Origin of the sequence: Grimontia sp. NTOU-MAR1 (assembly GCF_035758505.1) — a bacterium.
GTDB classification, from domain to species: domain Bacteria; phylum Pseudomonadota; class Gammaproteobacteria; order Enterobacterales; family Vibrionaceae; genus Enterovibrio; species Enterovibrio marinus.
Genome location: NZ_CP142108.1, coordinates 3,447,347 through 3,471,881 on the forward strand (window position 1 = coordinate 3,447,347; position 24,535 = coordinate 3,471,881).

Sequence of the window (24,535 nt, forward strand, 5' to 3'; positions counted from 1 at the left end):
TTATTGATAGAGCGGCGGCTGACTGAAGCGCTGTCGTTTGAAATGAGCGCAAACAGACTACAAAACGCGTCCATAAATCATGATAATGTCGCGGTAAACAAATTCAGGAACTAGAAAATGACTATGAAGGCACTGATTACAGGTATTACCGGACAGGACGGTTCATACCTTGCTGAATTTCTCCTAGAGAAAGGATATGAGGTTCACGGTATTATCCGTCGAGCGTCATCTTTCAATACAGAGCGAATAGACGCACTTGTAAACTCAGGAAGCAACATTCACCTTCATTACGGCGATCTGACGGACACCTCTAATCTGATCCGATTGGTAAAAGAAATCCAGCCAGATGAAGTCTACAACCTTGGCGCGATGTCTCATGTGGCGGTGTCCTTCGAGTCCCCTGAATATGCAGCAGATGTTGATGCTCTAGGTACGATTCGTCTGCTCGAAGCGATTCGTATTAATGGTCTGGAAAAGAAAACCCGTTTCTACCAGGCATCAACGTCAGAACTATATGGCGAAGTAAAAGAGATCCCTCAGCGAGAAACCACACCGTTTCACCCACGTTCGCCTTATGCTGTAGCGAAGATGTACGCGTACTGGATAACAGTCAACTATCGCGAGTCGTACGGTATGTATGCGTGTAACGGCATTCTGTTTAACCATGAGTCTCCACGTCGTGGTGAAACCTTCGTTACGCGTAAAATCACGCGCACTATTGCTAACATTTCACAAGGTCTGGAAGATTGTCTGTACCTTGGCAACATGGATGCGCTGCGCGACTGGGGTCATGCTAAAGACTACGTTCGCATGCAATGGATGATGCTCCAGCAAGAGCAGGCGGATGATTTTGTTATCGCAACGGGCAAACAAATCTCTGTGCGTGAGTTTGTCAGCATGTCTGCGAAAGAAGCCGGTATTGAGCTGACTTTCTCAGGTGAAGGCATCAATGAGATCGCAACGGTAACAGCGGTTGATTCAAACAAAGCGCCGTCAGTCGCAGTTGGGGACATTGTTGTTCGCGTCAATCCGAAATACTTCCGCCCAGCAGAAGTAGAAACTTTGCTGGGTGACCCAACCAAAGCAAAAGAAAAGCTGGGTTGGGTACCAGAAATCACAGTAGAAGAAATGTGTGCAGAAATGGTTGCATCTGACATTGATAAAGCGAAACAACACGCGTTACTGAAAGCGCATGGTTTCGATGTCGCCATTTCTAAAGAGAGCTAATGATGAAGATTTTTCTCACCGGTGGGGCTGGCATGGTGGGGCGCAATATTATCGCGCTCGCCAAGCAAAAAGGCTTCGAAGTAGATGCACCGGGTCGCCAAGCGCTAGATTTGTCAAATCTGGCAGCCGTTACTGACTATATTTCTCAATCTAAGCCTGACCTTGTTATCCATTGTGCAGGCTTGGTGGGCGGTATTCAGGCAAATGTTGCAGAGCCATATGACTTTTGTTTCCAAAATCTCCAAATCGGAATGAACGTGATTCAAGGGTCTTATGATGCGGGCGTGAAAAAGCTTATCAATCTTGGTAGCTCTTGCATGTACCCGCGAGCCGCTGAAAACCCGTTGAAAGAAGAAAGCGTCTTAACCGGCGAGCTTGAGCCTACAAACGAGGGCTATGCCGTTGCCAAAGTGGCAGTAGCGAGACTGGCGAGCTATCTTTCCCAGCAATATGGTGTCGAATACAAGACTTACATCCCATGTAACCTCTACGGTTACTGGGATAAATTTGACCCAGAAAAGTCCCATATGATCCCTGCCGTAATCCGTAAAATTGACAGCGCAAAGCAATCGGGTACAGATACCGTTGATATTTGGGGTGATGGACTGGCGCGCAGAGAGTTCATGTTTGCTGAAGACCTTGCCGACTTTATTCTGTTCTCGTTAGACAAATTTGAAGAGGTTCCATCCAGCGTAAACGTTGGTTTGGGAACCGATCACTCAATTAACGAATTCTATCAGGCGATTGCAAAAGTCATTGGCTACGAAGGAACATTCTACAATGACCTTTCCAAACCAGCTGGCATGAAGCAGAAGTTAGTTGATATATCAAAACAGACACAACTAGGTTGGTCCCCTAAAACATCGCTGATAGAGGGAATTGAGAAAACCTATGAATTTTACTTACGTGAGGTGAGATAATGCTTCCATTGGCGACCACGACTTGGGATGAAAAAGAATACCAAGCACTGCAAACCGTAATTGATAGTGGCATGTTCAGCATGGGCAAATACGTTGCTCAATTTGAGCAAGAGTTTGCAGAGTTTGTGGGCAGCAAATACTGTGTGATGGTGAACTCCGGCTCATCAGCGAACCTCCTTGCTGTGGCTGCAATGTTCTACAAGCAAGAATCTCCTCTGAAACCAGGAGATGAAGTCATTGTGCCTGCGGTGTCTTGGTCAACAACGTATTATCCGCTTGACCAGTACGGCTTGAAACTCAAGTTCGTTGATGTAGACAAAGAAACGCTAAACCTCGATCTGTTACAAGTTGAGGCGGCAATTTCTGAGAAAACGCGTGCGATCTTTGCAGTGAACCTGCTGGGTAACCCGATTGACTACGATGCGCTGAATACCCTTATCCAAGGTAAAGACATCACAGTCCTTGAAGATAACTGCGAGTCAATGGGGGCAACCATCAACGGCAAGCAAGCGGGTACATTTGGCTTGATTGGTACATACAGTTCTTTCTTCAGCCACCACATTTCCACAATGGAAGGCGGTATGGCAGTAACTGATGATGAAGAGCTATACCACATCATGCTGTCTGTTCGTGCGCACGGCTGGACACGTAACCTGCCTAAAGAAAACAAGGTTTGCACCAAGTCAGATAACGCATTTGAAGAATCTTTCCGCTTTGTACTGCCTGGCTATAACCTTCGCCCGCTAGACATGTCGGGAGCGCTGGGTATTGAGCAGCTAAGAAAGTTGCCAGAGATTGTTTCTGGCCGTAGAAGTAACGCGAAAGTATTCCAAGAAGTCTTCTCCCAAATTGATGGTCTGAGCATTCAAAAAGAAACCGGTGACAGCAGCTGGTTTGGTTTTGCGCTGATCGTTGAAAAAGGTAAAGAGAAGCGCGACGAGCTTATTAAGGTGCTGGCTGAAAATGGCGTCGATTGTCGCCCAATCGTTGCGGGTAACTTTGTTCGCAATGAAGTGGTGAAGTACTTCGATTATGAAGTGCATGGTGAGCTGGTCAATGCAGATCTGCTTTCTGATTGTGGCTTGTTTATCGGCAACCACCACTATGGAATCGAAAAAGAGCTGAGTGAAATAGCACAATTAATCCAAACAACGCTCGCTAACTAATTAAAACAAGGTGCACGAAAGTGCACCTCTTATTTTTATGTATTTAGATAACGAAACATTCAACACAGTTATTCAGCATACTCCTCTTGTTTCCATCGATTTAGTCATCAAAGATCCGAAGCAAAAAGTCCTGTTGGGAAAACGAACCAATAGGCCCGCCAAAGATCATTGGTTTGTACCGGGTGGAAGAGTGAGGAAAGATGAATCGTTATCCGATGCTTTTTCAAGAATCGCCAATAACGAGTTAAGCCTGGACCTTTCGATGCACGATGCGAAACGGTTAGGGTTCTTTGAACATTTTTACCAAGACAGCATGTTCAGTGAGAACAGTTCAACACACTACGTTGTGTTAGCGTTTGAAGTGACTCTGACCGAGCAGCCTAATGCACTCCCGAAAGAGCAGCACTCTGACTATCGCTGGTTTACGCTTGGAGAGTTGATGGCTTCCGAGCGAGTACACAACCATACAAAGCAATATTTTTTACAAGGGACACAACTGAAATGATTTTGCCAGTCATCATGGCGGGAGGCTCTGGAAGTCGCTTGTGGCCACTCTCAAGAAAACTGTACCCGAAACAATTTCTGTCGCTGACCGAATCTGGAACCATGCTCCAGTCAACGGTGAAGCGTCTTGGTACCATTGAGCACATGGCACCGATGTTTATTTGCAATGAAGATCATCGTTTCATTGTCGCTGAACAGTTAAGACAGCAAGCCGTTGAACACAGCGGCATTATCTTAGAGCCGATAGGCCGAAATACTGCACCTGCAATTGCACTTGCGGCTCTACAAGCGGTTAAAGATGGAGAAGATCCAACACTACTCGTACTTGCTGCTGATCACGTTATTCAAAATGAAATTGCCTTTATCAACGCCGTTAAACAGGCCATAGACCCTGCCGAATCGGGGAGCTTAGTCACCTTTGGTATCGTACCTACCTCTCCGGAAACGGGTTACGGTTACATAAAGCAAGGGGACGCCGCGGGTCAGGGTGTTTTTGAAGTGCTGGAATTTGTGGAAAAACCAGACAGTGTGACAGCACAAGAGTACCTTAACTCAGGCAAGTATCTTTGGAATAGCGGCATGTTCATGTTCAAAGCATCGCGCTACCTAGAAGAAATCGCTGCGCATTGTCCCGAGATCCTCGACAATTGTCGCGCTGCCATTGAGCATGCGCAGAAAGACCTTGAGTTTACACGTGTATCCAAAGAGTACTTTGAACATTGCCCAGACGATTCCATTGATTATGCGGTAATGGAAAAAACATCCAAAGCGCTGGTGGTGCCGATGGATGCAGACTGGAGCGATGTTGGCTCTTGGTCGGCGCTTTGGGATGTGAGCAACAAAGATGCAAAAGGCAATGCCATCCGAGGTGATGTGTTGCTGGATGGGACAGAAGACAGCTTTGTTTACTCGCAAAACAAACTGATTGCAGCGGTCGGCGTTGAGCGTCTGGTCATTGTAGAAACCAAAGATGCCGTATTGGTTGCCTGTAAAGATCAGGTTCAGAACGTGAAAAATATCGTTGATCAACTCAAGAAAGCGAAGCGCACCGAACACCTTCAACACCGCGAAGTGTATCGCCCGTGGGGGAGTCATGACGCGATTGCGGAAGGCGAGCGCTTTCATGTTAAACGCGTGACAGTGAAGCCGGGCGAAAAAACGGCAACACAAATTCACTACAACCGTGCCGAGCACTGGATCGTGGTATCAGGCACCGCACGGGTTAAAAACGGCGATAAAGAGTACTTGTTGGCAGAAAACGAGTCGACGTATATACCTATTGGTGCCGCTCACTCACTGCAAAACCCAGGCAAAGTAGCGCTGGAACTCATTGAAGTGCGTTCAGGTACCTACCTGGATGATGATGATGTCGTGCGCGTAGAAGATTACGGTCAGGGTTACTGAAAAATGGCGAAAATGAATTGTTTCACCGCGTACGATGTGCGCGGAAAACTTGGTGAAGAACTTAACCAAGACGTTGCCTATCGCATTGGCCGCGCATACGGTGAGCATTTTAAACCAAAGCAAGTGGTTGTGGGCGGCGACGTCAGACTGACATCCGAAGAGCTCAAGCAGGCATTGGCCGAGGGCTTGATGGATGCAGGCGCAGATGTCATCGACCTGGGAATGACAGGCACAGAAGAAATCTATTTTGCGACCACGTACCTGGGTGTTGATGGTGGCGTAGAAGTGACAGCAAGCCACAACCCGATCAATTACAACGGCATGAAGTTTGTCAAAGAAAACTCAAAGCCGATCAGCAAAGATTCTGGATTGTCAGAGATAAAGTCGCTGGCAGAAGAAAACAGTTTTCCAGACGTTAGCCAGCGCGGCACCTTGACCAAACGATCTCTGCTCACTGAATACGTTGATCACCTTCTAACCTATATCGACTGTACATTGCTCAAGCCAATGCGCTTGGTAGTGAACGCGGGTAACGGTGCTGCAGGCCATGTTATTGATGAGCTTGAAGCGCGCTTCAAGGCACTGGATGTTCCGATTGAGTTCATCAAAGTGAACCACGAACCTGATGGCAGCTTTCCAAATGGTATTCCCAATCCATTGCTACCTGATTGCCGTGCGGACACGCGCGACGCGGTTATTGAATCAGGTGCAGATCTTGGTATCGCTTGGGATGGTGACTTTGACCGCTGTTTTTTCTTTGATGAAAATGGCGAGTTTATTGAAGGTTATTACATCGTCGGATTACTTGCTGAAGCGTTCTTGAAGAAACACCCAAGTGAGACCATTATTTACGACCCTCGTCTGTATTGGAACACCATCGATATTGTTGAGCAAGCTGGTGGAAAGCCGGTAATGTCGAAAACGGGTCATGCATTTATTAAAGAGAAAATGCGAGAGCAGGATGCCGTCTATGGCGGGGAAATGAGCGCTCACCACTACTTTAGAGATTTCTGTTATTGTGACTCAGGCATGATCCCTTGGATACTTGTGATTGAGTTGCTTTCGCGGAAGAGAGCTCGACTTTCCGAAGTGGTCTCTGCACGTATGAGCAAATACGTGTCTTCAGGCGAGATCAATTGTAAGGTAAAAGATGCCGATTTAGTGATAGGAAATGTTCTAAGTGTATACGGTGACCAAGCTCTGAGTATTGACTATACAGATGGCATAGGTTTGGACATGGGGGCGTGGCGATTCAACTTGAGAAAGTCCAATACTGAACCTCTTCTGCGTTTGAACATAGAAACTCGTAATGACTCTGTGCTAAAAGATGAAAAATTAGAAGAACTGCTGAGGTTTGTTGGTTCAGACTAGATCTTACTGCGAAGAAGAAATTGATAAATCTGGTCTGTGACCTTCTTGCGCAGACGTCTTAGTGAATAAGGCATAAAGAAGCGACTTCAACTGACCATAGCGTCGCAGTGAAACCCAAATCATCAAGACATACACAGGTGATTATCGAAGACATCGTGAGATACAAGAGCAGGGTAACAGGGAACGAAAAACACAAGCTCCGATGACGAAATTTGGTAGAGGCGATGATCGGTCACGCGACGGCAGTACTACTACTCAATGATATGGCCCTTCATGAACTTCAATCGCTACTGACGTTGAGTATCCTCATAGTTGGCCTGAGACCTCCATATAGAATCTCGCCATTTTCTTGAGTTTAGGATAGACTGCATCTCTAAATTTAATCCAATGAGTGTTGTCGATATCCGTGCTAAATGTTTTTGTTGTTAGCTTGAAAAGAAGCGTACATCGCCGTGAAAAAATTTCGAAAGAAATGGCTGAGAAAAATATCTCGTTTACATTTTTTGATGCTGTCGATGGTAGCTTAGGTATACCGGAACTTGCCCTTGATTACGATTACGCAAAACGTCTTTGGTTAACAAGTGGTTACATGCCATCCAAAGGCGAACTTGGTTGCTATGCCAGCCATTATGCTCTTTGGGTTAAATGTTTGGAAATGGGAGAACCAATTGTAGTGTGCGAGGACGACATCACACTATCAGAAAATGCGTCTAGTACACTTTCATTGGCACTTGAAAAAGTGCAGCACTATGGTTTTTTACGCCTTGAAGAAGTAGAGCTCGGGAGCCCAAGTGTTCCAGTCGAAGACTTGGGGAGCAGCACTATTAGTTTGATGAAAGACAATTATGGAGGGCTTCGCAGTTATGCGATATCTCCAAAAGCTGCAATGCGCTTGGTAAAACACAAATGGTATTTTCCTGTCGATTGTTTTGTCGGAGCGAATTATATTCACGGTCAATATTCTTACCAACTATCGCCTTGTCTTGTTGAATCACACGGTCAATATGAATCGACTATTCAGGAGCCTAAGGTGTACTCAAAATCGAGGACGCCAATCTACAGAAAACCGTCGCGGGAATTATATACACTCTATAAAAAAATCATGCTTTCGCTTATGTATTGGAAAAAGCGGAAGGAACTAAAAGTAAGATAACTCAACACTGGACTCTCTCAGTCTAACGCGCATGGAAATGCATTGTATTCGAGTTTCCCGTTTAGATATTTAAAGATGACCGTGACTACTTTTCAATTTATGTCCCCACAAAGTAAACAGCGTCTTGAGGCGCTGTTTTTGCTTAGCCCTCTTATTGTTTTGTTTGTGGGCATATTTAACATTCCTGATACAAAGTCGATCCTATCTAGATTGATTCCAATGATTGGTATCTATTGTTTGTTCTTTTACCGTAATGAAATAAAGCACAACTGGAAAAACGTACACACTCGTCTGTTTATTATTGCAAGTCTGCTAGCATTTTTTTACTTTGGGCTTATGCATCTTTTTCGGGGGGATGACTTCGGCTATTCGCGTACATTAGTTACTTGCTTAGTATATCTTATGCTACTTCCTTGGAAGCGATTACCAAGTAAGTACTTGACGAGATTTTTGCCATTCGCGGCCATCTTATGTGGGTTAAACGCCATGTATGAATTTTGGATCCTCGATATTCCGAGGGTAGGTATGGCAACTAATCCGATTCCTTATGCCTTATTTTGTGCATTTATGGCGTTGAGCTCTCTTCATCAACTACTGAACGATAAGTCGTGGCTAATGCGCTTGGTTTCGCTTCTCGGTATTGGTTTTGCGAGTACAGCATTGGTGCTCACTGATGTCCGAGGAATGATTATTTTCCTACCTATCGTCATGATGTTTCTGGCGTTGCGCTTATTGCCTCTGTCTTGGCGCGCTTATTCTGGAGTGCTAATTACTATTGTGTTAATTTGTGGTCTTGGGTACAAGGCTTTTGAGTCAAAAATCGATCAACGTATCGAGTCAACGCAAATAGAGCTTTCACAGATTGCTAAAGGTGATTTTAACACTTCGATTGGTATTCGATTTACGCTTTGGTTGCAAGGAAAAGACACAGCTCTTCGTGCCCCTATTTTTGGTGTCGGTGATGAAGCGTTGCAAGCCGATATTAAAGCTGTGATGGGTATTGCTGCAATTCAACCACATCTGCACAATCAATACATTGACACTCTCGCCCGCTATGGCGTGATTGGGCTACTCATTTTGCTCGCTTGGATGGTCTCACCGCTTCTGTATTCCAAGCCTAATGGTGGTGTTGGCATCCAGTTTGAACCATTGCTAAGCAGCATGATTTTGATGATAGCCTTAGCAGGGCTGACGGATGTGCCTTTCCACCATACACACTTGGTTTATTTGTTCACTTTGTTTACTGGTGCCTGGTTAATGATGGCGAAGGATGACAGAGAGATCACTGTGCAGAGCAATAGCTGACATTACCACTCTGATGAGAGCTTATGTAACCAAGGTACCCTAAAATAAGTTATCCCTCCCAGACCATGTTTGTGAGGGATTTTTTCTTCTTTGTGTTAAGGCATGATGGAGCGAATACTCACACGCAAGGTGCGATATGCACATCACTCACCACGGCGCCAGAACTGGCGTAACGGGTTCATGCCATCAACTCACTACGGAAAAAGGAAAGCTGCTTATTGATTGCGGTTTGTTTCAAGGTGACGAAACGCGGCCGCTCGATATCGAGTTTGATGTGCATGATATCGATGCTCTGATCCTGACCCACGCTCACATAGACCATATTGGTCGTCTGCCTTGGCTTCTCGCAGCCGGTTTTCAAGCCCCGATTTACTGCACACTGGCCACCGCAAAGCTGGTTCCCATGATGTTGGATGATGCCCTTGGTCTTCAGCTTGGGCTCAAAAGAAAAGACCGCCAGCGCATCCTCAAACTTATCGAATCCCTGACTGTCCCCGTCAATTATCATACCTGGCATACTTTGAATCATCAGCGCAGCGTGGTCGCCGATATCCGCTTCCAGCCTGCAGGTCATATCCTTGGTTCAGCGTATGTTGAAGTTAAATTCCCCACCAAAGAAGTGGTCGTCTTTTCAGGCGATCTCGGTCCTAACAACACGCCTTTACTCCCGGACCCAACACCACCAGGAAAAGCAGATGTACTCGTCATCGAAAGTACCTACGGTGATGGGGTACACGAGTCTATTGAACTCAGAGCGCAAAGACTCAAAACCTTAATAGATCGTTCACTGCAAGACGGTGGCGTAATACTGATCCCCGCATTCAGCGTTGGGCGAACCCAAGAGCTGCTCTTTGATATCGAAGCCATTATTGCCACCCAACTAGATGATGTTCAAAAGCGAGAGTGGTCGAAAATTCCCGTTTTTCTTGATTCCCCCATGGCGGCAAAAGTGACTGACCGCTATCGTGAATTCAAAACCCTTTGGGGAGAAGAAGCGAAAACCAGATTGGAAGCGGGTAGGCATCCACTCGGTTTCGAACAATGTATTACCATCGATTCGCACCGCGACCACCAAGCGCTTGTTAACCGTCTTAAACAAACTGGCGAGCCTGCTATTGTCGTTGCCGCCAGTGGCATGTGTAATGGCGGGCGCATTTTAAATTACCTGAAAGCGCTATTGCCTGATGCCAGAACTGACGTGATATTAGCAGGCTATCAAGCCAGAGGAACGCTGGGGCGTAAACTACAACGCGGGCAAAAGCAGGTAGAAATCGACCATCAACGGATTGATGTTAACGCCCACATCCACACCATGTCAGGTTACTCCGCCCATGCTGACCAAAGCGACCTGCTGCAATTTATTGAAGGCATTCCCACAAAGCCAAAAGAAATCAGAATCGTCCATGGTGATAGCGACGCGCAAGAAGCGCTGGCGAAAGAGATAGAGCAGCGGGGTTTGGCGGAGAGGGTGGTGATGGCAAAAGACAGCCCCTAGGGTAAGAGAAAGTGATTTAAGGGACGAGAATGGGAAACAGGAAAAGATGACTCCAGAAAAGCTTGAACTGGTTGGGGTATTGGAAAAAATCCGTAATCCATCACCTCCTACCCCCTAAATAGCCACAAAACCTCCAGTCTCCCTCCAAGCAAATAAGCCATCCACCTTCAGCCCTCCAACAGCCCCTCACCGGTATTATCAAAATCTATACACCCTGTAAGGCTAACTTGGTCGAGTATTAAAACTCAGTCATCTTGTCTGGCTATTTGTAGAGGTAGATATGGAGAAGTCCATTCTTATAGTGACTCACGGAATGGGAGATCATGATGCGCAAAGTCTTAAGAAAACCGTGGTCGATGCTGCCAACCTCTCCCTGAACCGTTATCCCACCATCAAGGCTCGCTTACAGCAGGAAAATAAGGCCTTTGAAGACTATGTCGATGTTGTACCGATTGAATACAACAACATCTTCGAGGAAGAGCGGCAAAGGCTGGTTGAAGCCAATAAACCCGTCAGTGATTATTTCCGGACGGTGGCCAATGCCGACCTGCGCTTTGTGAAAGAGTTGGTGAAGTTGGAAGGGAAGCTGGCTGACGATAATTTCTATACCACCCACCTTGCTGACGTGCTTTTTTACGCCAGTCTTCTGTGTGAGCGGGTACGGGTACAAATGCTAAAAGTACTGGTGGAAGTGCTGAGCGGGCGTGGTAACAGGGATGTACATATTCTGGCTCACTCTTTGGGAACGGCTGCCATGCACGATACGCTGGAAAAGGCCTTTACCGGGGGGATTATCGACCAGAATACCGGTCGCAGGTATGCCTTGGATTCGACAAGAGACAAAATAGACAGTTTGTGGATGGTGGCCAATATCAGCAATCTGCTGTTTGAGCTTAATCCTATCCGCACTGGGTTCGATCCGTATAGCAGCCGGGTAAAGCCCAGTGGCACCGGAACGGGCGCTATTCGCTATTTTTACAATGTCTATCACCGCTTTGACCCTTTTACCCTATTCAAGCGTTTTGAACCGGAACTTGAAGATAACTGGGTTGCCGCTGACGATTTTGAGGAAATTTACCGGGAAATACGCACCAAAGACTTGTTCACTTCAAAGAACCCTCATGATCTCGGCGGATACCTTTCCGACCCCTTGGTGGCTGACCCGTTTTTACGACGCGTGATGCCCTCTGGCACTTTCTCTCCCCCTAGGGAGGAAGCGAGACAGGTCAGAGACAGTGTTGTCGGTGCCTTCGCTAAGATTGACCAAATCGGTGACCATGTGAAGGAGATAGATTCGGTAGAGGACTTCAGTGCCTTCATTAAGATGCTGAAAGATTTCAAAACATTCATTGATGACCTCTGAATACAATTATCTTCAGGTTGTTTGGTTATAAGCAGGAGACACATGATGAAACTATCGGTTCAGTTAATTGTACTGCTTTTGGCTTCTTTGTTCAGTGTGAGCGGGGGTGCTGCAACCTGCAAGGTGCCGGATAGCGGCACCGCCTATTGGTCAAAAAAAGTGGCAGGCTCTTCAAAAGCACTGGGTGATGCCTTGCTGTTGGCGAAGTTGGAATCGCGGCCATTAAGCAGTCAGGAAATCCAGAAAGCCCGGGATTGGAAGGAGTCGATACAGCGCAGTGCGGTGGAGGTGAATACTGTGTTCGGCGTTCAGCAGGGGCGTGGGGCGGACTGGCTGGTCACACTGTTGCTTGAACAGAATCTGGTTGATGGTGAGTGGCAGTCAAATACAGAAAGCTTGGCTGGGCTCAAGTTTGCCGTCAATGATGATCTGGACGATCTCCAGGGTGATAGGGTCCATTTTGGCGCAAAAAACACCCAAGAAACGGTGTATTTTGATACGGAAAGCCGAGAGGCCGCTTGTGCTGCAGTCATGGGCTGTGAAGTGCCCGGCGGCGGGACGAATGTCTGTCAGTCTTACTTAGAGGGTTGGTCAGATGCGGTGGCTTCTTATCGGAATGCGGTGAGGGAAGAAAATGCCCTCCAGATGGCAAAATTATCAATTGCATACAGTGAGGCCTGGGATCGCTATCTTACAGAGGCACGCTCACAAACATTGTTCGATAGGCTGTTGACGGCGGGTATCTATAGTGATTACCTGAAAGAAAGTCATTTCCAGTTGCCACCGGAATACCAGTTTTTTGCCTTTCACCCAAGTGTGTTGATGGAATACGTTGATGACGCCGCTGATGGCAGTCAATTCAAAGCGGCACTGGCTGTGGAATGGATAGGTATTAATGCCTGGCAATCCTGTTTCGGCGCAAACTTTGCCTGCGGAGCGTCGATTGTCAGCACCTATTCCGACCGGGCGGGCGTTGATGACTTCGGTCATGGTCTGATGTTCCATATCGAAAACAGTTATTCATTCGGCGTCACCGAACGCGATGGTGACGTAGGCTATTTTCTGACAGTCGATTTGCTTAAAGCGTTTGAAGATAAGAAAAGCGAAGTGAAAGGGTGGCAAGAGAAGGCGAATGAGCTGTTGGGTAAGGAGTGACCAAGACTAACATGTCTTCCCAGTTTAACACTCCCTTTATCTGGAAAGGTTCCTATTGGGGAGCCTTTCTATTGTTTAGCCTTTAGGTTCGTAATCACCGGAAGATAGGAGAATTCGACCTTTGAGCTAAACCTTCATCTCCATGACTCTAAATAATAAGAAAAGTGTCATCCTTGACACTTAACCTGAAGCTAATTGACTACGTGCTTTGCTGAAGGGATGAAAAGAGGATGGACGATAGATGAAGGTAGCAGTGGTTGGTACTGGGTATGTCGGTCTTTCCAATGCAATGCTGCTGGCACAACATAACGACGTCGTTGCGGTTGATATTATTCAGGACAAAGTGGATTTACTGAATCAAGGTCAATCTCCTATCTCAGATACCGAGATAGAACATTTTCTCCAAGACCCAGAGCTGAGATTCTACGCGACCACCGATGCTCACACTGCCTACCATTGGGCGGAGCTTATTTTGGTGACCACTCCCACCGATTACGATCCGGAGACCAACTTCTTTGATACCAGTAGTGTCGAGACGGTTGTCGCTGACATTCTGTCGGTGAACCCTGCTATCCCCATCGTGATTAAATCGACGGTGCCCGTCGGCTTTACCCACTCGCTCCGCAAGCGGCATCATGCTGACAATATTTTGTTCTCCCCGGAGTTTCTAAGAGAAGGTCGTGCGCTTTACGACAACCTTTACCCTTCCCGAATCATCGTCGGTGATTTTTCTGAGCAGGCAAAAACCTACGCGGCACTGATGAATGAAGGCGCGTTAGCAGAAGAAGTCCAAACTCTGTTTGTGCATTCGACGGAAGCAGAAGCGGTGAAGCTTTTTTCCAATACTTATCTTGCGATGCGCGTTGCGTACTTTAACGAGCTGGACTCTTATGCGGAATCTTTGGGGCTGGATTCGAAACAGATCATTGAAGGGGTGTGTTTAGACCCGCGGATTGGCCATCACTACAACAACCCTTCTTTTGGTTATGGTGGCTATTGCTTACCGAAAGACACCAAGCAGCTTCTCGCCAACTATCAGTCCGTACCCAATAACATTATCGGCGCCATTGTTGATGCGAACCGCACGCGAAAAGACTTTATTGCTGAATCTATATTGAAACGAAAGCCCAGAACCGTGGGTATTTTCCGCCTGATCATGAAGTCGGGTTCTGACAACTTTCGGGCTTCTTCGATTCTTGGCGTGATGAAAAGGTTGAAGGCGAAAGGCATAGAGATTGTGATTTATGAGCCTGTTTATAAGGAACAGACCTTGTTCAACTCGCTGGTGGTGACGGATTTGGCCGTGTTTAAAGAGGCGGTGGATATTATTGTTTCTAACAGAATGGATGACGCTTTGTTGGATGTAAAAGATAAAGTCTACACGCGGGATTTGTTCCAAAAAGATTAGGGTCTATTGACCTTTGGTGATGATTTTTGCAGCAGTGTGTGGGGGCTTTATACAAGGCAGAGGCTTCGATGTGTAGCTGGCCTACATGAGAAGCCGATAACGCAGGAGAAAGTCCCCACAAACGCTGCCCGAAGGGTTCTGCCCTAACCGTTTTATGCTTTGTTGAGGTGTATTTGCTTAGAATAACTAGGCGTCACACACCTCGCCGCGCCTAAAACGCTTAGGGCTAGAACAAAATTTAACCACCAAAGATCAACAGACCCTATGGTAGCAAATCACTACCCTTTATCGTTCGTTTAAGAATGGTACTGCTCACAGGCCAGCAGCGTATTCTCAATTAGCGTTGCTACTGTCATTGGGCCTACGCCGCCGGGTACTGGGGTAATATGGCTGGCTTTCTCTGCGGCCACACCGTATTCCACATCACCGACCAGTTTTCCATCATCTAAGCGGTTAATACCGACATCAATCACCACAGCACCCGGTTTAACCCAATCACCCGGAATGAAGTTGGGTTTACCTACCGCGACAACCAGTAAATCTGCCTGGCGGACATGGCCTTCCAAATCTTTGGTGAAACGGTGGCACGTGGTGGTGGTGCAGCCCGCCAGAAGCAGTTCCATCGTCATTGGGCGGCCGACAATGTTGGAAGCACCAACAACAACAGCATGCTTACCACGCAGCGGCACATTGTAGCGTTCAAGCAGAGTGATGATGCCTTTTGGTGTGCATGAGCGTAGCTTTGGCATGCGCTGGCACAGGCGGCCGACGTTGTATGGGTGGAAACCGTCAACATCTTTCTCTGGGTGAATGCGCTCAAGCACATTGGTTGGATCCATTTGTGCGGGAAGCGGCAGTTGAACCAGGATGCCGTCGATGTCTGGGTCAGCATTCAGGTCATCAATCAAACCCAGAAGCTCTGCTTCGCTGGTGGTCGAAGGAAGGTCATAGGACTTGGAAACAAAGCCGACTTCTTCACAAACACGACGTTTACTGCCAACGTAAACTTGCGAGGCAGGGTCGTCGCCGACCAGCACTACCGCAAGGCCGGGGGCTCTGAGGCCAGCCGCTTTTCTTGCTTCAACACGTGCAGCAACTTCTTGTCGAACGGTCTGCGAAATAAGTTTTCCATCAATGATTTGGGCGGCCATGTTTTTCCTTTGGCGAAGATAGACGGGAAAGTGCCGCTATTTTGACAAAAAAAATGTGACATGGCTATAGCGCAAACGTTTGCGTAGGTCGCGAATTTAAAGCCCAACGTCTTGTGTTGGGCTGAATGATTAGATATCGACAGATACCGCTTCGTCGACGCCATCTGTGCCGGTAGAGCGGTTACGTTTGGTGGAACCCAGCATATACAGTAGCGTTGCCGCGAAACAGACCACGAAGTAGAGCATCAGGCCGCCTTTCATGGACATAGCTTCACCGGCCACGATCGGACCAATCACCGAACCCACGCTGTAGCTCAGTAGCATCAGCTCTGCTGCTGCCACGATTTTTGATTCATCGACGTTGCGGCAAGCCAGGGTGATCGCCACCGGGTAGAGTGCAAATGCTGATGCACCCAACAGGAACATACCTGCCATCACGCCGCCTGTTACTGTGGCGATTTCAATCATGGCGATGGAAAGCAAGCCCAGGAAACAGAACAAGGCCATCAGCAGGGCTTTTTCCATGCGAGAGTTCAGCCAGCTCACCAGAGGTTGCACTACCATGCCGCCCAAGATCACGATTGCCATCAATGCGCCGACTTGATCGTGGCTGTAATTGCTTTCAAGCTCCAATGGCAGCAGGCCATAAATTGATCCCAACACCAAACCTGATACGATGCAGCCAATATAAGCAGCAGAAGGTAAAGTTTTCATTTCGCTGACTTTGATACTGGCATGGCCAACAGCTTTCGGTCGGCCTCTTTTGAACACCAGTGGTGGCAAAATCGCAGCTGAGAACAAAGTGGCAACCACAATCAGTGGCATGACGCCTTCAGTGCCAAACATACCGATGCCAAGCTGGCCGAGCGCAGAGCCGCCGTAAAGCGAAGCCATGTAGAGGCCTAAGCGTTTTGCGCGGGCTTTCTCTGAGTCAGCCATCAGCAGCCATGATTCAATAACAACAAAAACACCGGCTACGGCAACACCAGCCACAAAGCGTGCAAACAGCCATGCTGCCGGTGATGCGCTGAATGCCATCAAGCCCACAGTACTGACGACGATAAGTAAAAACGCAACTAACGAACTGCGATGGCCAAATTTGCCAACGATGCGCGCACTGATCAACGCACCGCCAAGCAGGCCTGCGTAAAACAAGCTCGCGAGCCAGGAGGCAAGATTCACCGACATGCCATGTGCGTCAAGCGCAAGCGGAATGAGGCTCATCAGGAAACCTGACGCAACGGCAAAAAGGCTTAGGCTAAGAACAGGCACAAGAGGACTGTTGCGATCAGCCTGCATAACAGGGTTCTGTTGCAATGTTTTTCCTTAATGGTCTGAATTGAAATTAAAAAACCTGCACAGGAAGCACAGGTTTTCACGCAGAGAAAGGTGCGTTCAGGCGCGATTATTGTTTCGCCACCCACAAACGTAAAGAGAGATAATTTTGTGGTGACGATGAAATTTTTTAATGAAAATGGTCACACAGAATGACCACTTACTAGTCGATGATATCTGCATGTTTTTCCGTCTTTTTCCGCTTTCCCTCCCAGCGTTTATGCACGCCTTTTGTGAGGGAAGAAAAGGTGGTTTCCACTTTATCTAGGCCAACCAGAACAAAAAGTACGAACGCACAAAGCAGCATTGCCTGGCGTCCATAGTCAAAAGCGATCACCATGCCGAGGCCTGCCATCAGCCAGACGACAGCCGCAGATGTCACTCCTTGAATTTGACCATCACGTGCCATCATCACGCCAGCACCCAGAAAGCCGACGCCTGTCACTATCTGACCCAATACACGGGCATGATCCAAAGAGTTGTCTGAAAGGGACATTGCCAGACGCATAAAGAGGTAGGTCCCAAGAATGATCAGGATGGCCGTTCGAATACCAACGGGCTTACCACGGAGTTGGCGTTCCAGGCCTAAAATCCATCCGCAGGCCGCACAGGTGAGCACGCCTTCCCAGCTAAATGGGGTGATATCCCAAAATTCAGTCATTTCTTTCTCTTCTTGGCTAGGGGCTGTTGACCCTTGGTATTTGTGGCGCAGAAATATCCGCTTTAGACAGAAAAAGAACAATAGCGAACTCGATGAAATCATTTTATCGTCAGTGCGTAAGTTTTTTAATGACGAAGGTAGAGGATAAAAGAAGGGATTTTTTCGTCTCAGGGCATTAACTGTGTTTGTTTCTTAGGCATTTAACAGCAAAGCGCAAGGAAAAGCGTTGACGATAAAACTCGTGCCTTTATAATCCTGCCCTGCGTTCGCACACTGTGTGAATGAAGTGCGCCCTTAGCTCAGTTGGATAGAGCAACGGCCTTCTAAGCCGTGGGTCACAGGTTCGAATCCTGTAGGGCGTGCCACTTTATCTCTCTTGACTTCTCCATAAACACTCATCGAACATCTTCCCCGTAACCCGTAACCCGTAACCCGTAACCCGTAACCCGTAACCCGTAACCCGTAACCCGTAACCCGTAACCCGTAATCCGTCCGTTTTGCCACCGCTTTATTCGGTTCAAATACACGCCAAAAACCTGCATTCCACCCCTTGAAATCCATTTTCCCGCCCCAATCTCACAGAAACATGACGATGGACCTAGCCCGTCTCGACTCGACAGGGCGGTGCCGCTATAATGGCGCGTCTTAAAAATCATGCCTCGTTTGTTGAGGCTAATCGATACCCGCGCAAACGCGCCGTGTATCCAGATTCACAGGCGCTATGGCGAACGATTCGCTGTAGCACGAAAGGATGCTACCGGCAGAAGCCGGGCAACATCACTCAGCGACCCTGAGTAAGTTTTGAGGTTATTAATACAATGCAAGTTACCGTTGAAACCACAGAAGGCCTAGAGCGCCACCTGACAATCACAGTTCCAGCAGCAAACATCGAAGACGCAGTAACTGCAGAGCTTCGCAACATTGCTAAAAATCGTCGTTTCGATGGTTTCCGTAAAGGTAAAGTGCCTTTGAAGATGGTTTCACGTATGTACGGCAAAGCAGTACGTAACGACGTGATGGGTGAAGTGATGCAGCGTCATTTCATCGAAGCGATCATCAAAGAGAAAATCAACCCAGCGGGTGCACCAACTTTCACTCCAGTTGACGCTGAAGAAGGTAAAGATCTGGTATTCAAGGCTTCTTTCGAAGTTTACCCAGAAATCGCGCTGAAAGATCTGGACAAAGTTGAAGTGGTTAAGCCACTGGCTGACGTTAAAGAAGAAGACGTTGCTGAGATGATCGAGACTCTGCGTAAGCAGCAGGCTTCTTGGTCAGAAGTTGACGCAGCAGCTGAAGCTAGCAGCCGCGTAACGATGGACTTCTCTGGCTCTGTTGACGGTGAAGAGTTCGAAGGCGGTAAAGCTGAAGGCTTTGCACTGGTTATGGGCCAAGGCCGCATGATTCCAGGTTTCGAAGACGGCATCGTTGGTAAGAAAGCCGGCGAAGAGTTCACTATCGACGTGACTTTCCCAGAAGATTACCACGCTGAAAACCTGAAAGGTAAAGCCGCGAAGTTCGACATCAAACTGAGCAAAGTTGAAGCGCAAGAACTGCCAGAGCTGACTGAAGAGTTTGTAGCACGTTTCGGCGTTGAAGATGGCAGTGTTGACGGCCTGAAAGCAGAAGTTCGTAAAAACATGGAACGCGAACTGAAGCAAGCAGTTAAGAACAAAGTGAAAGAGCAAGTGATCGATGGTCTGGTTGCTAACAACGACATCGACGTACCTGCTGCTTTGATCGATCAAGAAGTTAACGTTCTCCGCCAGCAAGCAGTTCAGCGTTTCGGTGGCAACATGGAAAACGCACCAGAGCTGCCAAGTGAGCTGTTTGAAGAGCAAGCAAAACGCCGCGTAGTGGTTGGTCTTCTTCTGGGTGAAGTGATCAAGTCTGAAGAGCTGAAAGCTGACGAAGACCGCGTGAAAGCGCTGATCGAAGAAATGGCTTCTGCATACGAAGATCCATCAGAAGTTGTTGCTTACTACGAGAAAGACCAGCGTCTGATGGAAAACATGCGCAACGTTGCTCTTGAAGAACAAGCTATCGATGCACTGCTGGGTAAAGCACAAGTTTCTGAAAAAGAGCAAGCTTTCTCTGAGCTGATGAACCCAGCTCAAGCATAAGTGCTAGAATTGTTGAGTGGACAATTGACTTAGAATTCACTCTTCTGATAACAATGGTCCGTATGAAGTAATTTCATCCGGGCCATTTATTTTAGGGATATAACACTATGAGCTTTCAAGAAAAAAACGGAATGCCGTCTATCATGGATGCATTGGTGCCGATGGTGGTTGAACAAACTTCCCGCGGTGAACGTTCGTATGACATCTATTCCCGCCTTTTGAAAGAGCGTGTGATCTTCCTGACCGGTCAGGTTGAAGATCATATGGCGAACCTTGTTGTTGCACAGCTGCTGTTCCTGGAATCAGAGAACCCTGATAAAGACATTTTCCTTTACATCAACTCACCGGGTGGATCGGTGACTGCAGGTATGTCTATTTACGACACTATGCAGTACATTAAACCAGACGTGAGCACGGTTTGTATGGGTCAGGCATGTTCAATGGGGGCTTTCCTGTTAGCGGGTGGCGCGAAAGATAAGCGTTACTGCCTGCCGAACTCACGTGTGATGATTCACCAGCCACTTGGCGGTTTCCAAGGTCAGGCGTCCGACATTCAAATCCACGCGCAAGAAATTTTGACCATCAAGCAAAAGCTGAATACTTTGTTGGCTGAGCACACGGGTCAACCGCTGGAAGTGATTGAACGCGATACTGATCGTGACAACTTTATGGCTGCACAGGATGCAGTGGACTATGGTCTGGTTGACGCAGTACTGAATAAACGCGATTAATTATTAATTCTGAGACAGTTAGGTTCGTCTGACACTTCCTGTCTCTGAATTGAGTCTCTCGGTGCTCGGAAAAATTCCCCGAGATGTTATAGACTCAGATCATGGTAAACATGGGCTAAGGCCTAAAGAGGTTAGCGAATGACAGACAAGCGAAAAGACGGTGGCAGCGGTAAACTGCTTTACTGCTCTTTCTGCGGCAAAAGCCAGCATGAAGTACGCAAGTTAATTGCTGGACCTTCTGTTTATATCTGCGATGAGTGTGTTGACCTATGTAACGACATCATTCGTGAAGAAATAAAAGAGGTCATGCCTAAGCGCGACAGTAACGAGCTTCCGACTCCGCAAGAGATCCGCGCGCACCTGGATGATTACGTTATCGGTCAAGATCGGGCGAAGAAAGTATTGTCTGTAGCGGTATATAACCACTACAAACGTCTTCGCAATGGCGACACAACAGCCGATGGCGTTGAATTGGGTAAAAGTAACATCCTTCTGATTGGTCCTACCGGTAGCGGTAAGACACTGTTGGCTGAAACGCTGGCGCGCTTTTTGGATGTGCCGTTTACTATGGCTGATGCCACGACATTGACCGAAGCGGGTTATGTGGGTGAAGACGTTGAAAACATCATCCAGAAACTGCTTCAGAAGTGTGATTACGACGTGGCAAAAGCAGAACGTGGCATCGTATACATCGATGAAATCGATAAGATTTCACGTAAATCTGACAACCCATCTATCACCCGCGACGTATCGGGCGAAGGTGTTCAGCAGGCGCTGCTGAAACTGGTTGAAGGTACGATTGCTTCTGTTCCACCACAAGGTGGCCGTAAGCACCCACAACAGGAATTCCTGCAGGTCGATACCTCCAAGATCCTGTTCATTTGTGGTGGCGCGTTTGCCGGTCTCGACAAAGTGGTAGATCAGCGTGTGGCGAAAGGCAGTGGTATCGGCTTTGGCGCGGAAGTGCGTTCAAAAGATCAGGAAGCGACACTGAGCGACCTGTTTAGCAAAGTAGAACCAGAAGATTTGGTGAAATACGGTCTTATTCCGGAATTCATCGGTCGTCTGCCAGTGAGTGCGATTCTGGGTGAACTTGATGAAGATGCATTAGTGCAGATTCTGCGTGAACCAAAGAATGCGCTCACTAAGCAGTATGGCGCGCTTCTGGAACTGGACGGCGTTGAGCTAGAGTTCCGTGACGATGCACTGACAGCGATTGCGAAGAAAGCCATGGATCGTAAAACAGGTGCTCGTGGCCTGCGTTCGATTGTGGAAGCAGTACTTCTGGACACCATGTATGACCTACCATCAAGCAAAGACGTGACCAAGGTTGTCATTGATGAGTCAGTCATTAAAGGTGAGTCTGATCCACTGCTGATTTATGAAACATCAGAAAATCAGGCGGCAGGCGCGGAGTAAAACGCACATCGCGTAGGGTTAAGTTGCTTATTTAACCAACAAAATATCGAAAAAAAGGGAGCGTGGGCTCCCTTTTTTACTTTCTGCTGACTATGCCGTTGAATCCTGACAATCTATCCCCATATACTCAGTAATAACGAAAACGGAAGAGAGAAAAATATGAACTTGGAGCGTTCCGAGCGCATTGAAATTCCGGTCCTGCCTTTGCGTGACGTGGTTGTTTATCCTCACATGGTTATCCCGCTTTTCGTGGGACGGGATAAATCCATTCGTTGCCTTGAAGCAGCGATGGACAATGATAAGCAGATTCTTTTGGTAGCGCAGAAAGATGCCGCTACTGATGACCCATCAATCTCAGACCTTTATCAAGTTGGTACTGTCGCTTCGATTCTCCAGTTGCTGAAGTTGCCCGACGGCACAGTGAAAGTGCTGGTGGAAGGCTTGCAGCGTGCGGAAGTTAAAAAGTTCCATGAAGATGACTTCTTCACCGCTGATGCTGAATACATGTTGACGCCAGAGATGGATGAGCGCGAGCAGGAAGTGCTGGTGCGTACTGCGATCAGTCAGTTTGAAGGTTTTATCAAACTGAACAAGAAGATCCCACCTGAAGTGCTGACGTCACTGAATGGTATTGAAGAGGCCGCGCGCCTTGCAGACACCATTGCTGCGCACATGCCTTTGAAACTCAATGATAAACAGCAAGTGCTGGAGATCATTGATATTGCTGAGCGCCTCGAGTTCCTGATGACCATGATGGAATCAGAAATCGATCTGCTTCAGGTTGAGAAGCGTATCCGCAGCCGCGTTAAGAAGCAGATGGAAAAGAGCCAGCGCGAGTACTATCTCAACGAGCAGATGAAAGCTATCCAAAAAGAATTGGGTGAGCTGGATGACGCGCCTGACGAATTTGAAAGCCTGAAGCTGAAGATTGAAGAATCTAAGATGCCTCAGGAAGCCAAAGAAAAAACCGAGCAAGAACTGCAGAAGCTGAAGATGATGTCGCCTATGTCGGCAGAAGCGACTGTGGTTCGAAGCTATATCGACTGGATGGTGAGCGTGCCATGGTCGAAGCGCTCGAAAGTGAAGAAAGACTTGGCGAAAGCCGAAGAGATTCTGAATTCAGACCACTATGGCCTTGAGCGCGTAAAAGAGCGCATCCTTGAGTACTTGGCGGTACAAAACCGAGTGAACAAGCTTAAAGGACCTATTCTGTGTCTTGTAGGGCCTCCAGGCGTGGGTAAAACCTCTCTCGGTCAGTCAATTGCAAAAGCAACAGGCCGTAAGTACACCCGCATGGCACTGGGCGGCGTGCGCGATGAAGCGGAAATCCGTGGTCACCGTCGTACTTACATCGGCTCTCTGCCGGGTAAGCTTGTCCAGAAAATGGCTAAAGTTGGTGTGAAGAACCCACTGTTCTTGCTGGATGAAATCGACAAGATGTCTTCTGATATGCGTGGCGACCCGTCTTCTGCGCTGTTAGAAGTGTTGGATCCAGAGCAAAACAATGCATTCAACGACCATTATCTGGAAGTGGATTACGATCTGTCTGACGTCATGTTTGTGGCGACGTCGAACTCGATGAATATCCCTGGCCCACTGCTTGACCGTATGGAAGTGATTCGTCTGTCGGGTTACACCGAAGACGAGAAGCTGAACATCGCTAAGCAGCACTTGGTTGATAAGCAAGTTAAGCGTAACGGCCTTAAGCCAAAAGAAGTTGAAATCGAAGATTCAGCCATCATTGGCATCATCCGCTACTACACCCGTGAAGCGGGTGTGCGCAACCTTGAGCGTGAAATCTCTAAGCTGTGCCGTAAAGCAGTGAAAGAAATTCTGCTGAACAAAGACACTAAAACCATCACCATCAATCAGGAAAACCTGAAAGACTACCTTGGTGTTCAACGCTTTGACTTCGGTAAAGCGGACGAGAGCAACCGTATCGGTCAGGTGACAGGCCTTGCTTGGACGCAAGTCGGTGGCGATCTGCTGACTATTGAGACTGAGTCAATGCCCGGTAAAGGTAAGCTGACACAAACCGGTTCTCTGGGTGATGTGATGCAGGAGTCGATTCAGGCAGCAATGACGGTTGTTCGTACCCGCGCTGAGAAGCTTGGTATTAATAACGACTTCTATGAGAAGCGTGATATTCACGTACACGTGCCAGAAGGTGCGACGCCGAAAGATGGCCCAAGTGCCGGTATTGCGATGTGTACGGCACTGGTTTCAAGCCTAACAGGTAACCCTGTGCGCGCTGATGTGGCGATGACAGGTGAAATTACACTGCGTGGTGAAGTGCTGCCAATCGGCGGTTTGAAAGAAAAACTGCTGGCTGCACACCGTGGTGGCATTCAGACGGTTATCATCCCGAAAGAGAACGAACGTGATCTCGAAGAGATTCCAGATAACGTAAAAGCAGACTTAGACATCCATGCTGTGCGCTGGATCGACGAAGTTCTCACTCTTGCATTACAAGACAATCCTCTCGGAATCGAGCTTGTAACCCCACAAAAGAGTGACGTGCAGCAAAATTAAGCAACGTAAAGCGCTGACAGTCGGTAAAAGGCTTGTCAGCTTTTTTTTTGAGGGCTAAGTTAATTAAAACGCTGCAAGCCCTTCATTCATAACAGCTACAGCGTTTTTAAGTCTT

General features: G+C 47.6%; 19 protein-coding genes and 1 tRNA gene. 17 read left to right on the top strand and 3 right to left on the bottom strand.

What is annotated here, in order from left to right; all coding sequences use genetic code 11:
* Positions 1-117 precede the first annotated feature (117 nt).
* From gmd to VP504_RS16090, 12 genes are all read left to right on the top strand, one after another.
* A complete protein-coding gene (gene gmd / locus VP504_RS16035; RefSeq protein ID WP_442788883.1) occupies positions 118-1,227 on the top strand; it encodes a GDP-mannose 4,6-dehydratase in 1,110 nt (369 codons plus the stop codon).
* A complete protein-coding gene (locus VP504_RS16040) occupies positions 1,227-2,147 on the top strand; it encodes a GDP-L-fucose synthase family protein (protein WP_325892039.1) in 921 nt (306 codons plus the stop codon). Before gmd ends, VP504_RS16040 begins: the two co-directional genes overlap by 1 nt.
* Positions 2,147-3,313 carry a DegT/DnrJ/EryC1/StrS family aminotransferase gene (locus VP504_RS16045; RefSeq protein WP_325892040.1) on the top strand — a complete coding sequence of 389 codons (1,167 nt, stop codon included), beginning with the start codon at positions 2,147-2,149 and terminating at the stop codon, positions 3,311-3,313. Before VP504_RS16040 ends, VP504_RS16045 begins: the two co-directional genes overlap by 1 nt.
* A 10-nt stretch (positions 3,314-3,323) precedes the next feature.
* Positions 3,324-3,818 carry a GDP-mannose mannosyl hydrolase gene (locus VP504_RS16050; protein ID WP_325892041.1) on the top strand — a complete coding sequence of 165 codons (495 nt, stop codon included), beginning with the start codon at positions 3,324-3,326 and terminating at the stop codon, positions 3,816-3,818.
* Positions 3,815-5,221, top strand: coding sequence for a mannose-1-phosphate guanylyltransferase/mannose-6-phosphate isomerase (locus VP504_RS16055; RefSeq protein ID WP_325892042.1), 1,407 nt, complete (start codon positions 3,815-3,817; stop codon positions 5,219-5,221). Before VP504_RS16050 ends, VP504_RS16055 begins: the two co-directional genes overlap by 4 nt.
* A gap of 3 nt (positions 5,222-5,224) precedes the next feature.
* On the top strand, positions 5,225-6,592 hold the full coding sequence (locus tag VP504_RS16060) for a phosphomannomutase CpsG (RefSeq protein ID WP_325892043.1): 1,368 nt from the start codon (positions 5,225-5,227) through the stop codon (positions 6,590-6,592).
* A 406-nt stretch (positions 6,593-6,998) separates the two neighbouring features.
* A complete protein-coding gene (locus VP504_RS16065; RefSeq protein WP_325892045.1) occupies positions 6,999-7,745 on the top strand; it encodes a glycosyltransferase family 25 protein in 747 nt (248 codons plus the stop codon).
* 75 nt (positions 7,746-7,820) lie between these two features.
* Positions 7,821-9,050: an O-antigen ligase family protein gene (locus tag VP504_RS16070; protein WP_325892046.1), complete on the top strand. Its 1,230-nt coding sequence runs from the start codon at positions 7,821-7,823 to the stop codon at positions 9,048-9,050.
* Between the two features lie 136 nt (positions 9,051-9,186).
* Positions 9,187-10,545: an MBL fold metallo-hydrolase gene (locus tag VP504_RS16075; RefSeq protein WP_325892047.1), complete on the top strand. Its 1,359-nt coding sequence runs from the start codon at positions 9,187-9,189 to the stop codon at positions 10,543-10,545.
* A 280-nt stretch (positions 10,546-10,825) separates the two neighbouring features.
* Entirely contained in the window at positions 10,826-11,908 is a 1,083-nt protein-coding gene (locus tag VP504_RS16080; RefSeq protein ID WP_325892049.1) for a hypothetical protein, read from the top strand.
* A gap of 42 nt (positions 11,909-11,950) precedes the next feature.
* Entirely contained in the window at positions 11,951-13,063 is a 1,113-nt protein-coding gene (locus VP504_RS16085) for a hypothetical protein (protein ID WP_325892050.1), read from the top strand.
* Between the two features lie 241 nt (positions 13,064-13,304).
* A complete protein-coding gene (locus VP504_RS16090) occupies positions 13,305-14,471 on the top strand; it encodes a nucleotide sugar dehydrogenase (protein ID WP_062704739.1) in 1,167 nt (388 codons plus the stop codon).
* Between the two features lie 296 nt (positions 14,472-14,767).
* Here VP504_RS16090 and folD read toward each other — a convergent pair whose 3' ends face one another.
* The 3 genes from folD to VP504_RS16105 form a co-directional block, all read right to left on the bottom strand.
* Complete coding sequence (gene folD / locus VP504_RS16095; RefSeq protein ID WP_062704742.1) at positions 14,768-15,622, bottom strand: bifunctional methylenetetrahydrofolate dehydrogenase/methenyltetrahydrofolate cyclohydrolase FolD; 855 nt, start codon at positions 15,620-15,622, stop codon at positions 14,768-14,770.
* Positions 15,623-15,751: 129 nt separating this feature from the next.
* Positions 15,752-16,939 (bottom strand): MFS transporter, encoded by a 1,188-nt coding sequence (locus VP504_RS16100; RefSeq protein WP_325892052.1) that lies wholly within the window; start codon positions 16,937-16,939, stop codon positions 15,752-15,754.
* Positions 16,940-17,120: 181 nt separating this feature from the next.
* Positions 17,121-17,618 (bottom strand): MgtC/SapB family protein, encoded by a 498-nt coding sequence (locus VP504_RS16105; protein WP_325892053.1) that lies wholly within the window; start codon positions 17,616-17,618, stop codon positions 17,121-17,123.
* Between the two features lie 288 nt (positions 17,619-17,906).
* On the opposite strand from VP504_RS16105, the gene VP504_RS16110 reads away from it, so the two are divergent.
* The 5 genes from VP504_RS16110 to lon all read left to right on the top strand — a co-directional run bounded on the left by VP504_RS16110 (position 17,907) and on the right by lon (position 24,420).
* Positions 17,907-17,983, top strand: a tRNA-Arg gene (locus tag VP504_RS16110).
* A 453-nt stretch (positions 17,984-18,436) separates the two neighbouring features.
* Positions 18,437-19,738 (top strand): trigger factor, encoded by a 1,302-nt coding sequence (gene tig, locus VP504_RS16115; RefSeq protein ID WP_325892054.1) that lies wholly within the window; start codon positions 18,437-18,439, stop codon positions 19,736-19,738.
* 107 nt (positions 19,739-19,845) lie between these two features.
* Positions 19,846-20,469 (top strand): ATP-dependent Clp endopeptidase proteolytic subunit ClpP, encoded by a 624-nt coding sequence (gene clpP, locus VP504_RS16120; RefSeq protein WP_062704751.1) that lies wholly within the window; start codon positions 19,846-19,848, stop codon positions 20,467-20,469.
* Between the two features lie 138 nt (positions 20,470-20,607).
* On the top strand, positions 20,608-21,888 hold the full coding sequence (gene clpX / locus VP504_RS16125) for an ATP-dependent protease ATP-binding subunit ClpX (protein ID WP_062704753.1): 1,281 nt from the start codon (positions 20,608-20,610) through the stop codon (positions 21,886-21,888).
* 159 nt (positions 21,889-22,047) lie between these two features.
* Positions 22,048-24,420, top strand: coding sequence for an endopeptidase La (lon, locus tag VP504_RS16130; protein ID WP_325892055.1), 2,373 nt, complete (start codon positions 22,048-22,050; stop codon positions 24,418-24,420).
* The last annotated feature ends 115 nt before the right edge of the window (positions 24,421-24,535 follow it).